16 protein-coding genes are annotated in these 13,769 nt (G+C 70.1%); 8 read left to right on the plus strand and 8 right to left on the minus strand.

The genetic code is table 11. The annotated features are described in order from the left end of the window. Window positions 1–161, plus strand: a 161-nt coding sequence (locus tag BLU09_RS13460) for a transposase (RefSeq protein WP_143043136.1), incomplete at its 5' end; no start/stop codon positions are given. A gap of 195 nt (window positions 162–356) precedes the next feature. Here the strand turns inward: BLU09_RS13460 and BLU09_RS13465 are convergent. Continuing rightward, the gene (locus tag BLU09_RS13465) at window positions 357–830 is read right to left on the minus strand and encodes a hypothetical protein (RefSeq protein ID WP_244171697.1); all 474 of its coding nucleotides are present in this window, start codon (window positions 828–830) and stop codon (window positions 357–359) included. A gap of 456 nt (window positions 831–1,286) precedes the next feature. Here BLU09_RS13465 and BLU09_RS13470 point away from each other — a divergent pair, with 456 nt between their 5' ends. The 3 genes from BLU09_RS13470 (at window position 1,287) to BLU09_RS38735 (ending at window position 3,144) form a co-directional block, all read left to right on the plus strand. Further along, a complete protein-coding gene (locus tag BLU09_RS13470; protein ID WP_090489969.1) occupies window positions 1,287–1,835 on the plus strand; it encodes a GNAT family N-acetyltransferase in 549 nt (182 codons plus the stop codon). Further along, the gene (locus BLU09_RS13475) at window positions 1,832–2,092 is read left to right on the plus strand and encodes a YdeI/OmpD-associated family protein (protein ID WP_090489970.1); all 261 of its coding nucleotides are present in this window, start codon (window positions 1,832–1,834) and stop codon (window positions 2,090–2,092) included. The genes BLU09_RS13470 and BLU09_RS13475 overlap by 4 nt, the downstream gene beginning before the upstream one ends. A 542-nt stretch (window positions 2,093–2,634) precedes the next feature. Next, window positions 2,635–3,144, plus strand: coding sequence for a hypothetical protein (locus tag BLU09_RS38735; protein ID WP_167371081.1), 510 nt, complete (start codon window positions 2,635–2,637; stop codon window positions 3,142–3,144). Between the two features lie 40 nt (window positions 3,145–3,184). Here the strand turns inward: BLU09_RS38735 and BLU09_RS13480 are convergent, their stop codons facing one another. Both BLU09_RS13480 and BLU09_RS13485 read right to left on the minus strand, forming a co-directional pair. Next, window positions 3,185–3,559 (minus strand): cupin domain-containing protein, encoded by a 375-nt coding sequence (locus tag BLU09_RS13480; protein ID WP_090489971.1) that lies wholly within the window; start codon window positions 3,557–3,559, stop codon window positions 3,185–3,187. 191 nt (window positions 3,560–3,750) lie between these two features. Next, window positions 3,751–3,951 (minus strand): cold-shock protein, encoded by a 201-nt coding sequence (locus BLU09_RS13485; protein WP_011555276.1) that lies wholly within the window; start codon window positions 3,949–3,951, stop codon window positions 3,751–3,753. Window positions 3,952–4,300: 349 nt separating this feature from the next. Between BLU09_RS13485 and BLU09_RS13490 the strand changes: the two genes are divergently transcribed. From BLU09_RS13490 to BLU09_RS13505, 4 genes are read left to right on the plus strand one after another with little or no spacing between them, the layout of a single operon-like run. After that, on the plus strand, window positions 4,301–4,867 hold the full coding sequence (locus BLU09_RS13490) for a periplasmic heavy metal sensor (RefSeq protein WP_090489972.1): 567 nt from the start codon (window positions 4,301–4,303) through the stop codon (window positions 4,865–4,867). A 47-nt stretch (window positions 4,868–4,914) separates the two neighbouring features. Next, on the plus strand, window positions 4,915–5,136 hold the full coding sequence (locus tag BLU09_RS13495) for a hypothetical protein (RefSeq protein WP_090489973.1): 222 nt from the start codon (window positions 4,915–4,917) through the stop codon (window positions 5,134–5,136). Between the two features lie 15 nt (window positions 5,137–5,151). Next, window positions 5,152–5,832, plus strand: coding sequence for a response regulator transcription factor (locus BLU09_RS13500; RefSeq protein WP_090489974.1), 681 nt, complete (start codon window positions 5,152–5,154; stop codon window positions 5,830–5,832). After that, the gene (locus tag BLU09_RS13505; RefSeq protein WP_090489975.1) at window positions 5,829–7,229 is read left to right on the plus strand and encodes a HAMP domain-containing sensor histidine kinase; all 1,401 of its coding nucleotides are present in this window, start codon (window positions 5,829–5,831) and stop codon (window positions 7,227–7,229) included. Before BLU09_RS13500 ends, BLU09_RS13505 begins: the two co-directional genes overlap by 4 nt. An 8-nt stretch (window positions 7,230–7,237) precedes the next feature. On the opposite strand, the gene BLU09_RS13510 is transcribed toward BLU09_RS13505, so the two are convergent. The 5 genes from BLU09_RS13510 to BLU09_RS13530 form a co-directional block, all read right to left on the minus strand. Then, a complete protein-coding gene (locus BLU09_RS13510; protein WP_186817897.1) occupies window positions 7,238–8,068 on the minus strand; it encodes a carboxypeptidase regulatory-like domain-containing protein in 831 nt (276 codons plus the stop codon). 100 nt (window positions 8,069–8,168) lie between these two features. After that, window positions 8,169–9,026: an ABC transporter permease gene (locus BLU09_RS13515; RefSeq protein WP_090489977.1), complete on the minus strand. Its 858-nt coding sequence runs from the start codon at window positions 9,024–9,026 to the stop codon at window positions 8,169–8,171. Next, window positions 9,023–10,015 (minus strand): ABC transporter ATP-binding protein, encoded by a 993-nt coding sequence (locus BLU09_RS13520; protein ID WP_090489978.1) that lies wholly within the window; start codon window positions 10,013–10,015, stop codon window positions 9,023–9,025. Before BLU09_RS13520 ends, BLU09_RS13515 begins: the two co-directional genes overlap by 4 nt. Window positions 10,016–10,044: 29 nt before the next feature. After that, on the minus strand, window positions 10,045–10,929 hold the full coding sequence (gene cyoE / locus BLU09_RS13525) for a heme o synthase (RefSeq protein ID WP_090489979.1): 885 nt from the start codon (window positions 10,927–10,929) through the stop codon (window positions 10,045–10,047). 319 nt (window positions 10,930–11,248) lie between these two features. Further along, entirely contained in the window at window positions 11,249–13,612 is a 2,364-nt protein-coding gene (locus BLU09_RS13530; protein WP_167371082.1) for a tetratricopeptide repeat protein, read from the minus strand. Between the last annotated feature and the right edge of the window lie 157 nt (window positions 13,613–13,769).

Here is a 13,769-nt window from a genome sequence, read left to right on the forward strand (position 1 = left end):
AGCGGATACGGAAACGAATAGAAGAAGTCTGGGGCTGGATGAAGACGGTGGGCGGCTTCCGCAAGACGCGTTTCAAAGGCAGGGAGCGGACGGAGATGGCGGCCTACCTGGTGGGCGCCGCGTACAACCTGGTGCGGATGGCGCGGCTGGCTGCCGCATAGGCGCTCTTCGCCCTCCGCCTCCCCCCGATGACAAGGTTGAGAGCGGAGGACACGAGAAGCCCGGTCTCATGCCCACAAACCGGACTTCTTCAACAGCCTGCTAGCACCGTCGACGGCGACATCATCATGGGACATGCCGCGTGCAGAGTGCCGCCGCAACGGCCCTGACAGCCGGCCGCCTCGGCTGCTCGCGGGTCACGGAGCCCTGTGTCCCCCCGGCAAGGGGGAGGGCGCGCTCACGGTGGGCGGCGACGTCGCCGGCAAGGCTCCCACGGTGGCATGGCCGAAGAGGCGCCGGATGTGGTCGCCGTAGAGGGTGATCGTCAGCACGCCAATCAAGACGAGGAATGAGAACGCGGCCACCACGGTCGCCGCCGTGCCCAGGAGCGTGACCGCCTCCTCTCGCTGCTGGCTCCAGATGCGACGGCAATCCCCCGTGACGACGGTCCCATCCGGCCGGCGGTAGAGCCGGGCACAAACGCTCCCACCGGGCTGGAGCAGCGCTTCCACCTCCAGCGTGGTCATCTCGCTCAGGTTGTGGACGGAGAGCCTGCAGGCACCACAGTGCCGGACACGTGCATCCCCTTTCATGTCCTCCCAGCGCATCTCGCAGGGTGTCGCGATGGTGAGGCGTTCGGTCAGGGCGCGTGTGTCCATGACGGAGGACATTATTGGACACGTTCTTCGGCAGGCATCGGCCATCCGTCCATAGGACGAATGACCGATGCCTGGGGCGACACGGAACCGGGAACGGCGGGCTCGCCGGCTCCTGGCCGTCGAGCCTGCCATCCGGGCTCCGGTCGAGCGCAATGCGCGTACCGGAGGACCGCGGTGAAGGTCGCCTCCTGCCCCGCGGTGTTCGCCAAGCTGGACGTGACCACGCGCACCGCTGCCATCGTCAAGGCGCAGGAGCGCTTGCAGCGGAACCAGTGAAGGCTGGGCTCGTCCGTGGAATGAACGTCCCTTCCCCGCCGCGCCGCGCAACGGGACCTCCCGAGCCACCGCTCCCGGACGTGGACAGTTGTCCTCTGGCATGAGAGGCCTGGGGGCGGTTGAATCGGAACATCCGCGCCACCGCATCGTGTGGCAGGCGCGGCGGGGCTCCAGGCCCCAGGAGGAGCGTCCGTGCCCGCAGCGACCATCCCCACCGTCGAGACCGACCGCCTCGTCATGAAGGGTCACAGCCTCGAGGACTATGAGGAGTGCCTCGCGCTGTGGAGCGACCCCGCGGTGGTCCGCTACATCAGCGGCAAGCCGTCCACACGCGAAGAGATGTGGTCCAGGCTCCTGCGCTACGTGGGCCATTGGGACCTGCTGGGCTTTGGATTCTGGGTGGTGCGTGAGAAGGCAACAGGCCGCCTCGTTGGCGAGGTGGGCCTGGGCGACTTCCACCGCGACATGCAGCCGCCCCTGAGCGCCGGGCCCGAGGCCGGCTGGGTGCTCGCCCCCGGCTTCCACGGCAAGGGTTACGCCACAGAGGCGGTACGCGCGGCGCTGGCCTGGGCGGATGCCCAGCTCAGCCCTGAGCGCGTGGTGTGCATCATCGCGCCCGAGAATGCAGCGTCCATCCGAGTCGCCGACAAGTGCGGCTTCCGGCAGACGGGACAGGGGCGCTATAAGGGAGAGCCCTCGCTCATGTTCGAGCGACTGGCACCGGTGAAGGTGGGGACATGACCATGGCCACGGCGAAGCGACCCACGCTCAAGCGCGCCGTCAACCCGATGCCCGCGAATGTCCGGGCGGCGTTGGTCAAGCGCGGGCTCATGGACGCCTACAAAGCGCGGCCTCCGTACCAGCAGAACGACTATCTCGGATGGATTGCGCGGGCCAAGCTCGAGCCGACGAGGCAGAAGCGGCTCGACCAGATGCTGGACGAACTGGCCGGCGGGACGAAGTACATGAACATGGCGTGGTCTGGCGGGCGGAAGTAGCGCTGGGGCAGCAGTGCGCGAGCACACGCGAAGTGCGGATGGCAGGTCGGCTTGTTCATGGCATTCCCGACTGCACTTCGGATCTTGCTGGGTTCCAGCAGGCGCTTGCAGAGACGGTGCGATGGTGTGCTTTCAGTGTGTCGCGTCGAATTGACAGCGACTGCTCGTCTTCTTTCCAGATGGCACGCTGTGACGGGGCAGCGGAACTGTCCTCTCACGGGTACTTCGATGGTGAAAACGGGCCGCCCTGGGACACTTGGGTGCGGTGGATTGAGCAGACTGACCTGAGCATGGCGCAGCGCCAACCCTGCCCCCACCCCAACACGCCGCACACTCGCTGTAGACTGACGGGAATGAGAGCCCTTTTCACGATACTCGTCGCGGCAATCGTGCTCGGCCTGTGGCCGACAACGGCGCAGGCGTGTGTTTGCGTCGCGGGCGGGGGCAACCTTCACCACGACCTCAAGGTGGCGCGGGAGCGTGCGAGCGCCATCTACCGAGCTCGCGTCGTCCCGGCTCCCGTTGGCCCCTACTTGGGAACCGTGAATGTCGAGGTCCTGGAGGTCATCAAGGGCCCTGTCGTCACGGGCGAGAAGTTCATTCTCCCCCAGGGTGGCGGCGGCGATTGCCGTGTCCGGTACCAGGGCGACGCGGTGTATCTCATCTACGCCGAACCCAATAACCCCAGGTTGATCTGGCACTGCTCCCGCACCCGGCCGATGCCCTCACTGGATGATGCGGAGTGGGTCTGGCTCACCACGGGGAAGCTCCCTTCCATTCCGGCCGCAGTCCAGCGCGAGTCCGTGCCCAGCGAGCCGTGCGAAGAAAACAAGAAGTGCACATCGAAGTGGGAGCCACCGGAAGCACTCGCCGCGGTCCAGTGCCACTGGCGAACCCCCGACCGGGCCCGTTGCACCTTCACCGGCCCCCGCGTTCCCCTCCCAGAGAACGCGCAGACCTCACCCCTGCTGGTCTGCCGGCCCGAAGCAGGGCACGCGTCCAGGTACACCTGCACCGTCCAGAAGGACCCGAACCCATCGCAGGCGGAGTGAGCACCGGCGCCCTCCGGACGAAAGCGCCGAGCCTCGGGACTCACGCCTTCGCGGGCGGCTTCGTCCCCGCGTCCTTGCCCTCATCCCGGCCGTGCACGGCCGCGGGCGGACTGGTGGCTTCGACGGCGGAGAAGGTCTCCAGCACCTTGTACGTGTGACTGGAGCCCCGAGGCACCAGCCAGGAGTCACCAGGGTTGAGCAGGATGACCTGCCCCTCGAGGTGCAACTCCGCGCGGCCCTTCAGGACGAAGCCCACCGTTTCGTAGTCCCTCGCGGTGGCGGGCGCCGCCTCTCCGGGCGGTTCGTCCTCCCACAGCCGCATCGACAGGCGGACGCCAGACGCCAGGTACTTCTGCCCCATTTCGCCCTTGGGAGAGTGCCGACTCTCCACCTTCTTCACGCTGGTGTCGCCCATGCCTTCGTCTCCGTTGGATGGCGGCGGATGTGCCGCGCGTCTGCCGGAAAAGGTAAGGAAGGCATCCAGGTGCCGACGGGCACTCGGCGCGGGCCGCCAGCCCGGCGCGCCAGGAGCCGGACATGCGAAGGCCCCGCCTCCCTGCTGGGAGACCGGGCCTCGGGCACACTCAAGGGTGGCCTGCGGGTGCTTCAGACGGCGCGGACGTTCTGCGCCTGCAGGCCCTTGGGGCCACGCGTGACCTCGAACTCCACCTGCTGCCCCTCCTGGAGGGTGCGGAAGCCATCCATGTTGATGGCGGTGTGGTGGCAGAACACGTCCTCACCGTTGTCCTGCGCGATGAAGCCGAACCCCTTGGCGTCGTTGAACCACTTCACGGTACCGATTGCCATGTGACCTTCTTCCTTCTGCTTCGAGGCCGCCGCCAAGGGCTGCCCGATCGACGTGTGCGGAGCGGACACCGCCCCGGCCCTCTAACGACAAACTTCCTGGCGCCGCCTGTCCACCGGGCAACCGCCTTCCGGGCAAGCAGCCGTCCGCCACCGGACACTCCACTTCCACCGCCCCTCCCGCCAGGGCGACAAGCCGTCTTCTTCCCCTCACTCCTCCCACCTCTGTCCCGGGGCCGTCTTCACACTTCTTCACCGCGCGCGGGCGTGGCCTTCATACCCGCCCTCTACGTTCCCGCTCGTCACCACCAGCGCCGCCCCCAGGGGACGGCCTCATTGGGAGCGTGGAGCCATGTTCGGGTTTGTCTTCGGAACCGCCTGTCTCGCCGGGCTCATCTACACAGTCCGTGGCGGACGCCACGGGTATCGCCGCGGAGGCCGCTGGAGTTCGCGCGGACGCCTCCGCTGGCTCTTCGAGCGGCTGGATACATCACCTGGCCAGGAGAAGGTCCTCCTCAAGGCCGCCGACGATGTCATGGAGGCCTTCGCCAAGGTCCGTGATGAGGCAGGCCCCAGCCGCACCGCCCTGGGCGCCGCGCTGCGCGGTGAGCACTTCGACGGCGCCGCGCTGCGCGAGCTCTTCGCCCGCCACGATGTCGCCATCGACAATGTGCGCCGCACGGTGCAGGGGTCGCTCGCCCAGGTCCATGAGGCGCTGGACCCGCGCCAGCGCCGCGAGCTCGCGGACCTCCTCGAGTACGGCTTCGGCTCCGCCTACGGCTGGCACGGAGGCCATGGCGGCTGGCACCGCCGCTGTGGCGGCCCCGGCGGCTGGCGAGGCGGTGCATTCGGCCACGGCGGCCATCGCCACGGGGACGGCCACGGCCCTTGGGGACGCGATGACGCGCGTGGGGTGTGAGCCCCGAACCAATGCCCCCCTTTCGTCGTCCTTGAAGGAGAGATTCCATGCGCCGCCGTCTGCTCATCGTCCTGCTCGCCCTGGGCACCGTTGGAGGCTACGCCTCCGGCTTCGCCAGCGTGGCCCGCCACCGCCATCACTTCCGCCACTGTCACCACGGCGCCTGGGAACACGGATGGAGCCCCCACGGCAGGTGGGAGCCTTCCGGCCAGCGAGGGGTGGCTCCCCCGCCGGCGACCCGCGTGTCCATCCACACGGCCTCCCCCTGAAGTAGAAGGCGGTTCATGTCCACGCGCGTCCTGCTCATCGACGACGACACCCGGATGTACGAATTGCTCGCGCAGTACCTCGGGCAGAACGGCCTCAGCGTCACCCACGCGGCGGATGGCGGACGGGGGCTCGCGGCGCTGGAGGCCAGCGCCTTCGACGCGGTGCTGCTCGACGTGATGATGCCCGGCATGGACGGCCTGGAGGTCTGCAAACGCATCCGCGCCAAGAGCCGCATCCCCGTCATCATGCTCACCGCGAAAGGCGACGAGACGGACCGCGTGGTGGGCCTGGAGCTGGGCGCGGACGACTACCTCCCCAAGCCCTTCAGTCCCCGCGAGCTGCTGGCGCGGCTGCGGGCCGTGCTCCGCCGCTCGCAGCCCTCGGCGGTGGCGGACCGGCTGGAGTCGGGCGGCGTGTCCATCGACGTGGCCGGGCGCGAGGTACGCGTGGAGGAGCGCGCCGTGGAGTTGACGGGCCTGGAGTTCGATTTGCTCGTCGCGCTGGTGCGCAGGGCCGGACGCGTCGTTCCGCGCGACGCCCTGCTGGGCGAGGCGGGCCGCAGTGACACGGTGGTGGGCGAGCGCACCGTCGACGTGCACATCTCCCACCTGCGACAGAAGCTCGGTGACGTGGGCACCCGCCTCATCAAGACGGTGCGCGGCGTGGGCTACGTGTTCGCCAAGGAGGGCCCGTGAAACGCGGCAGGCCCCGGGCGCACAAGCGCGGCTGGGACGCGAAGGGCGAGCCGCACGAATGCGGCCCCTGGGGACACCGGCATCCGCCGCACGGCTACTGGCATATGGGCCGCCTGGGCGGCTTCGTGCGCGCCCGGCTGCACCGGCGCCTGTTCATGTGGTTCGGCCTGTCCATCCTCGCCACCGGCGCCGTGGTGGCCACGGTGATGAGCCTGGTGGGCGGAGGCACCTGGAGACAGGAAAGCGACCGCGTGCGCGCCTTCGTGGGCCACCGCTTCGAGGAGGTCTGGGACGAGCCTGCCCGGCGGGACGCGCTGGTGGCGTCCATCGAGAAGGACTTGCAGGTGGGCGTGGAGCTGCGGGACGCGTCCGGCGCGATGCTGGCGCAGACCCAGGTGCCGTGCCGGCGGCCCGAGTTCAACCTGCCCGTGATTCGCGATGGCGTCACCCTGGGCTCGGTGCGCGCCTGCTACGCCAGCTTCCGTCCGAAGAGCCCGCTGCGGATGGTGCTGCCGCTGGCGCTGTCGTGCATGGTGCTGTGGATGGCCGCGGGGAAGCTCGCGCGGCGGCTCGCCCGTCCCATGGATGAGCTGGTGCGGGCCACGCGAGCGCTGGGCTCGGGCCGGCTGGACTCGCGCGCGGACGTCGCGCCCCATGTCACCGGGGAGTTCGCCGTGCTGGCGGATGCCTTCAACGACATGGCGGGGCGCATCGAGAAGCAGGTGGCGGACCAGCGCGAGCTGCTCGCCGCCGTGTCCCACGAGCTGCGCACCCCGCTGGCCCGGCTGCGCGTGCTGACGGAGCTGCTCCGCGACGGAGGCGGCAACCCGAAGACGTTGGACCAGGTGGACCGCGAGGTGGTGGAGCTGGATGCCCTGGTGGGGGAGCTGCTGGCCAGCTCCCGGCTGGACTTCGGCCAGCTCACCCCGCGTGTCCTGGATGGCCAGACGCTGGCCACGCAGGCCCTGGAGCGCGCGGGACTGGCGAGCTCCCTGTTGGGCATGGAGGTGGAGCACGCCGGGCTCGTGGGAGACGCGACGCTGCTGGGCCGCGCCCTGGCCAACCTCCTGGAGAATGCGCGCAAGCACGGCGCCGGCGCCGAGGCACTGCGCATCCAGGAGCGAGGCGAACACCTGGCCTTCTGCGTGGAAGACCGGGGCCCCGGGCTGCAGCCCGGCGAGGACGAGCGCATCTTCCGGCCCTTCTACCGGAGGGACCAAGGCACCGAGGCGCGCGAGGCGGGCTCCCTGGGCCTGGGGCTGGCGCTGGTCCAGCGCATCGCGCACGTCCACGGCGGAGATGTCTTCGCGGAGAACCGCCCCGGCGGCGGCGCACGGGTGGGCTTCACCGTGCGGAAGAACGGCCCTCCGGCTTCAGAGAGCCGCCCCGCCGCGTAGCGCATTCGTCAGTTCTGCGCGGACGCGTCCTCCGCGGAGAAGGAGAACGCGGCCTCGGCCGGCGCGTCGTCCTTCACCGTGACTTCGGCCGACTTCGTGCCGAGCGTCTCGTGCCAGGCCTCCACCGTGTACGTGCCCGCGGGCAGGCCTTCGAGCGCGAAGGCACCGTCCGCGCCCGTCGTCGCGAAGTATGGGTTCTCGTTGCTGACGACGAAGGCGGACATCCACGGGTGCACGTCGCACTTGAGCTTCAGCACGTCCGCGTCCGCGGGCAGCGGCCGCTCCACCGGGGCGCCGGACGGAGGCTGCGCGACGTTGAACACGGGCTTCGTGCCCGCGATGCCGCGCACGTTGTGCAGCGTGCCGTCGCTGTTCTTGAACGCCACCTGTTGCCCCGCCATCGCGCCCTGCACGCGCGGGACGTAGGTGCACTTCGACTGGTCCACCACCACCGGCGTGGCAGGCGCGGGAGGCGCGCCGGGCACCTTGCCCTTCACGCGCACCAGCACGTTCTGGAGGTTCCCGTCCTTCACCAAGACGGACGCATCCTTCGTCGCCATGCCCTCGCACGCCGGGTCATTGCTCGCGGGGATGTCCGCGGCCTCGGGCGGCGTGCCAGTGAACTTCACCGTACCCTTCACCACGCCCTTGCCCGCAGGAGCCACGGGCGCGGCGGCGGCACCTTCCGGCGCCTGGATGGGCGAGGCCGCGTGGGGCTCCTTCTTCGCGGCGGGCGCGGCGGCGGGCGGCGCGGAGGCCGGCTCCTCCTTCTTACAGGCAGAGAGGGTCAGCAGCCCCGCGGTCCCCAGCAGCGTCAGGCCGAGCGTGCGCAACGTCATCGTGCAATCTCCTCGGGAAGTCAGGTGATGCGTCTGCCCACCTCGTAGCGAAAGGGGCAGCGCATGTCCAACCCACCGGGACACCGCGAACGGCTGCTGTCTACTCCCGGCGGCTGACGCTGAAGGCCGCCAGCCCGATGAACACCGCGGCGAACGCCACCAGCACCGGCACTTCCAACCCCGCCGAGGACGACGACGCGCCCAGCGCCACCGACGCCTCCGCGCCGTGCAGCGCCCGCCGCACGCCCTCCACGGAGTAGCGCATCGGGTTGAGCCGCATCACCCAGGCCAGCCAGGTGTCCGCGCCCTTGAGCGGGAACACGGCGCCGGACAGCACCCACATGGGCAGCATGACGATGCTCATCACCGCGTGGTAGCCCGCACTGGAGCGCACCCACCACGCCAGCGACATGCCCATGCCCGTCAGCGCCAGCGCCGACAGCACCATGACGGACAGCAGCAGCGGCACGTTCAGCGTGGCCGCGCTCACACCCGCCAGCGGCGCCAGCAACAGGAACAGCGACGCCTGCAGCAGCGCGATGGCGGACGAGCCCAGCGCCTTGCCCAGCACCACCGCCAGCCGCGAGCCCGGCCCGGCGAGGACGGCCTGGAGGAAGCCCTCCTTGCGGTCCTCGATGACGGTAATCGTCGCGAAGATGGCGCTGAACAACAGCACCATGGTGACGACGCCCGGGAAGAAGAACTGCTGGTAGCCCAGGCCCTGCGCGCCCTCCACGCGGAAGGAGCCCGCGAAGCCGGAGCCGATGACGAACCAGAAGAGGACGGGCTGCGCGAGCGCCCCCACCACCCGGGAGGGCTGGCGGAAGAAGCGGACGATGTCGCGCATCATCAGCACCCGCACCGTCGCCCACTGGAGCGCGAGCGTTCCGGGCGGCGACGACACGGCCGGAGCCCCGGCGTTCATCGGTTCGGGGGCGGCGGACAGCTCGGCGCTCATCGACGTCTCCTCGGCGCGGGTTCAGCGGTGGGCACGTCCGCGCCCAGCGCGCGCCCCGTCAATTGGAGGAACACGTCCGCCAGCGTGGGCCGGCGCAGCGCTACGGAGGTCAGCCGCCCGGCGGGGAAGGCCTCCACCAGCCGGGGCACCAGCGCGTGCCCCTGCGGCGCCTCCACCTGCACCCGCCCCTCCACCACCTTCGCGTCCAGCCCCAGCCGCTCGCGCAGCTCGGCCGCCAGCGCCTCCGGCTCGGGCGCCTCCACGGAGAGGATGTCCCCGCCCATGCGAGAGGCCAGCGCCTGCGGCGTGTCACACGCCACCAGCTTGCCCGCGTCCAACACCGCCAGCCGGTCGCAGACGTCGGCCTCGTCCGCGCGGTGCGTGGTGAGCAGCACCGTGAGGCCCTCGCTGTCGCGCAGGCGCTTCAGGTGCGCCCAGAAGGTACGGAAGGCCGCCTCGTCCAGGCCCTGTGTGGGCTCGTCCATGAGCAGGACACGCGGCTGGTGCACCAGGGCCCGCGCCAGCTCCAGGCGCCGGCGCATGCCACCGGACCACGTGGACACCCGTTCGTCGCCGCGGTCGGCCAGGCCGATGAGCGACAGCATCGCCTCCACCCGTTCGCGGGCCCGCTCTCCGCCCAGGCCATACAGCCGGGCGCCGAGCATCAGGTTCTCCCGCGCGGTCAGCAGGTCATCCAGGCTGCTGCGCTGGAAGATGATGCCCATCTGCCGGCGCAGCGACGGGTCGCTCAGCGACAGCTCCCGGCCCTCGAAGCGAACGAGGCCCGCATCGGGGGACAGCAGCCCGGCCAGCACCTGGAACGTGGTGGACTTGCCCGCGCCGTTGGGGCCCAGCAGGCCCAGAATCTCCCCCGGCCGCACCGACAGGGACAGGCCATCCACGGCCGTGCGCCCCTTGAAGCGGCGCGTGAGCCCCTCCAACTGGAGCAGCGGTTGAGAGGTGGCAGTGGAAAGCAGGACTTCGGGCATGAGCGGGCGTCCCCCGTTCGCCCCGGACGCTATTCGCGAGGAACTCGGTCCAGCGCCAGCGCGGCGAACAGGCCGGTGAGGTAGATGAGTGAGAAGAAGAACGTCTGGCGGGCCCAGGTGTTTCCCAGCCGCCGGAAGAAGCCCCACGCCCCCAGCCCGAGGAAGCTCAGCCCCAGGAGCACCGCCGCGGCCAGGTACCACGCGCCGGCGATGTGGAGCTGGAAGGGCAGGAGCGTCATCGGAATCAGCGCCACCAGGTAGAGCACCACCTGCGCGCGGCTGGACTCGTCACCCCGCTCCAGGGGCACCGACGTGAGGCCCGCCGCCCGGTACTCCTCCTTGCGGAAGAGCGCGATGGCGATGAAGTGCGGCATCTGCCAGAGGAACATGATGGCGAAGAGCGAGAAGCCCCCCACGTCCATCTGGTTGGTCACCGCCGTCCAGCCCATGAGCGGAGGCAGCGCGCCGGGCACCCCGCCCACCAGCATGGCCGCGGACGTGCGCGCCTTCAGCGGCGTGTAGGCCAGCACATAGCTCAGCAGCGCCACCAGCCCCAGCGCGGCGGTGAGCACGTTGGCGCCCAGGGCCAGCGCCGGAATCGACACGGCCGCCAGGGAGATGCCGAACCACAGCGCCACCGCCGGCTCCATGCGCCCGGAGGGCAGCGGCCGGTTGCGGGTGCGGTCCATGAACTGGTCGCTGTGCCGCTCCCAGTAGCAGTTGAGGGCATTGGCCGCGCCCACGGTTCCCGCCGTGGCCAGCAGCGTCACCAGCGCGTTGACGGCGCCCATGTGGCCGGGCGCCAGCCACATGCCCCCCGCCGCGGTGACGAGCACCAGGGAGGAGAGGCGCGGCTTGGTGAGGGAGATCAGGTCGGACGCGATTGTCGGCAAGGACTCGGCACGCGCGTTCACACAGACTCCAGAGGTAGGCACGACAGACACGCTGCCGGCGCGGTAACGGCCTTCCCCATACAGGCACCACCCCGGGGTGGGCAAGGACACGGCGCCCCCCGGGAGACTCCGGCGGACGGATGCCCGGCTGGCCCCCGTGAGACACCAGGGCGACACCGGACTCCCGCCACCCACCCAGGCACGTCGGGGGAAGACAAACGCCCCGGGCATAGCGTCAGGGCGCGGGGGCAGCAACCACGACAACGGGGCTGACCGCGCGTTCAACTGCCCGCGCGCATCAGCCCCGCTTGTCCGGCGCCTGGAAGGCCGCCGTGGTGTTTCAGCCGCCCGCCAGCGAACGGGCCGCGGACGCGTGCTCGCCGCTCGGGTCGCGCTTCAGGTACTCCTGGGCCAGCATCTTCGCCTTCGCCCCCTGCTTCGAGTCCTTCGAGAGCAGCGTGGCGTAGAAGTAGTAGGCCGGCGAGTACGCCTCGTCCGCGTTGAGGGCGCGCTGGTAGGTCTCGTCCGCCTTCGCCGTGTCGCCCTTGCTCTGGAACACGCGTCCCAGCTCGGTGAGCGCGATGGCCGCGCGGTCCGACTGCCCCAGGAACTCCTGGCTCGCCTTCTCCAGCTGCTCCTGGGCCAGGTCCCACTTGGACCGCTCGCGGTAGATGGCGCCCATGGCCAGCCGGGCCTCCGGGTTCTTGGCCTTCGGGTCCTTCACCGCGCGCTGGTACTGGGCCAGGGCCTCATCCAGCTTGCCCTGACGGCGGTACGCGTTGCCCAGCATCACCACCAGCTTCGGGCTGTCGCCCATCGTCTTCAGGGCCGTCTGCAGCGCCTCGGCGGCGTCCTTCTCGCCGCCCTGCTTGCCCATGAGCGACTTGGCCAGCTCGACATAGAACTGGGCGCGCGAGGCGTCCATGCGGATGGCCTTGCGAATCTCCTCCGCCGCCGCGTCGTAGTTGCCCTCCGCCAGCAGGCGGCGGCCCTTGATGAGGTGCAGCTCCGGGTTCTGCTTGTCGAGCGAGAAGCCGGTCTCCTCACTCTTGAGCATCTCCGAGCGGGCCTTGTCCTTGTCCTGGGGGACGGCGGTCGCCTCGGCCAGCTTCTGCTGCATGTCCGGCTTCAGGTCCACCATGGCCGTCGACACGCGGCTGATGAGCAGCGAGCGCGCCAGGTGCGCCGCGGCCAGCTGCCGCGGAGACGGCGGCGGGTCGGACTCCAGCAGCTTCTTGAGCATGGTGTGGGCCAGCTCAAAGTTGGGCGAGTCCTGCTCCAGCATCAGCAGGGAGCGTCCCAGCAGCGACTCCGGGTGGTCCTTCGCGTACCGGAGAGCGGAGTCGTAGTTCCGCCAGGCGGCGGCGTCCTGCCCCAGGCGGCGGTACACCGCGCCCAGGCTCGCGTAGGTGCGAGGGTCATCCGGAGACAGCACCTGCGCGCGGTCCAGGCTGTCGCGGCCGCGCTCCAAATCGCCCGCGTTCATCTGGATGAGGCCCAGCGTGAGGTACAGCAGCGAACTGGAGCGACCCTGCGCGTCCAGCTCCTTCACCTTCTCCTCCAACTGCCCCAGCGCGTCCTTGCCCTTGCCGCCGTAGGTCTGGATGAGCGCCTCGGACGCGATGAGGTGCGAGCTGAGGTCGCCGCCCTTCTTGCCCACGGCCAGATGCTCCTCGGCCTGGCGGCGCGCATCGTCACCACCGCCGTGCTCACCCCAACGGATGGCCCAGGCGTAGGCGAGGTAGCCGTGCGCCAAGGCGGAGTCGGAGTCCACCTCCAGCGCCTGGTCCGCCGCCTCGACGGCCTTCTTGTAGCTGTCGAAGGAGTCGCGCTTGAGCAGCTCGCTGGCCGCATCCAGGCTCTTCTTCAGCTCGCGGGACTTCGTGCGGGCGTTGGCCGAGTACCAGCCATAGCCGATGGCGAACAGCGGGATGGCCACCAGCAGGCCCAGCGTCACCATCTTGCTGCCCTTGCTGCCCGAGGAGGGCGGGCGGCGGGACACCGGCTCGTCGTCCTCGTCCTCATCCACCTCTTCCACGACGACCTGGGGCCGGCGCGGCTGAGGGGCGGGACGCGGCGCGGGGGCCTCCGCGCGCGCGGTGGGCGCGGGCTTCGCGGCCTGGGTGGCGGCGGGCTTCGCCGCGGGCGCTTCCGTCCCCGCCGTCGCCGCGACGCTGGAGAGCGCGGCGGCGGACTGCTGGGTGGCGGACGGACCTGGCGTCGCGGGCGCAACCGGAGCAGCGGGCGCGGCGACCGGAGCCGGCGCGGCGGGCCGCGGCGGTTCAATCTTGTGCTGCTGGAGCAGCATGACGGTGTCCGGGTCGCCCGGGTCCGCGGTGTAGGCCTTGAGGAGGTTCGCCTTGCCGGGCTCTGCTTCGCCGGTCTTCAGCTGAAGCGCGCCGGCCATGCGCAGCGCGGCCTTGTCCTCAGGCTGCACCTGAAGGGCGCCGAGCGCCTCTTCCAGTGCCTTCTTGTCCTTGCCCTGCTCCGCATAGACGCGGGCAAGCAGGAGGCGGGGGTCCGCCGCATTCGGGTGGGCCTTCACCCCCTTCTTGCAGACGACCATCGCCTCCATGAAGCGGCCCATGCTCAGGTACGCTTCTGCGAGAGGCTTGTAGGCCGCCGACGAAGGGTCGGAAGCAAAGGCGTGTTCAAGCTTCGCGAGCTCGGCCGGGCTCAACGTCTTCGAAGAGGAGATAGACATTAACGGGGGGCAGCTAAACGGGCGGGAAGGATACGCCTGACAAGAGGGGTTTTTATGGCACCCGGTACGCAACACGTCAATCGCCGGAATCCATGTTGGCAGCTTGCGCTTGACACGGTGAAGGGCCTCCGGTACTAGCCCATCCCACTTCGGCGGC

This window comes from Myxococcus virescens, from assembly GCF_900101905.1.
In the GTDB taxonomy this organism is placed as follows: Bacteria; Myxococcota; Myxococcia; order Myxococcales; family Myxococcaceae; genus Myxococcus; species Myxococcus virescens.

Bases quoted from the DNA above. Each gene is read 5' to 3' on its own strand.
- BLU09_RS13465 (WP_244171697.1), bottom strand. From the start codon at position 830: ATGTCCTCCGTCATGGACACACGCGCCCTGACCGAACGCCTCACCATC.
- BLU09_RS13475 (WP_090489970.1), top strand. From the start codon at position 1,832: ATGACCATGGCCACGGCGAAGCGACCCACGCTCAAGCGCGCCGTCAAC.
- BLU09_RS13480 (WP_090489971.1), bottom strand. From the start codon at position 3,559: ATGGGCGACACCAGCGTGAAGAAGGTGGAGAGTCGGCACTCTCCCAAG.
- BLU09_RS13485 (WP_011555276.1), bottom strand. From the start codon at position 3,951: ATGGCAATCGGTACCGTGAAGTGGTTCAACGACGCCAAGGGGTTCGGC.
- BLU09_RS13490 (WP_090489972.1), top strand. From the start codon at position 4,301: ATGTTCGGGTTTGTCTTCGGAACCGCCTGTCTCGCCGGGCTCATCTAC.
- BLU09_RS13495 (WP_090489973.1), top strand. From the start codon at position 4,915: ATGCGCCGCCGTCTGCTCATCGTCCTGCTCGCCCTGGGCACCGTTGGA.
- BLU09_RS13500 (WP_090489974.1), top strand. From the start codon at position 5,152: ATGTCCACGCGCGTCCTGCTCATCGACGACGACACCCGGATGTACGAA.
- BLU09_RS13510 (WP_186817897.1), bottom strand. From the start codon at position 8,068: ATGACGTTGCGCACGCTCGGCCTGACGCTGCTGGGGACCGCGGGGCTG.
- BLU09_RS13515 (WP_090489977.1), bottom strand. From the start codon at position 9,026: ATGAGCGCCGAGCTGTCCGCCGCCCCCGAACCGATGAACGCCGGGGCT.
- BLU09_RS13520 (WP_090489978.1), bottom strand. From the start codon at position 10,015: ATGCCCGAAGTCCTGCTTTCCACTGCCACCTCTCAACCGCTGCTCCAG.
- BLU09_RS13530 (WP_167371082.1), bottom strand. From the start codon at position 13,612: ATGTCTATCTCCTCTTCGAAGACGTTGAGCCCGGCCGAGCTCGCGAAG.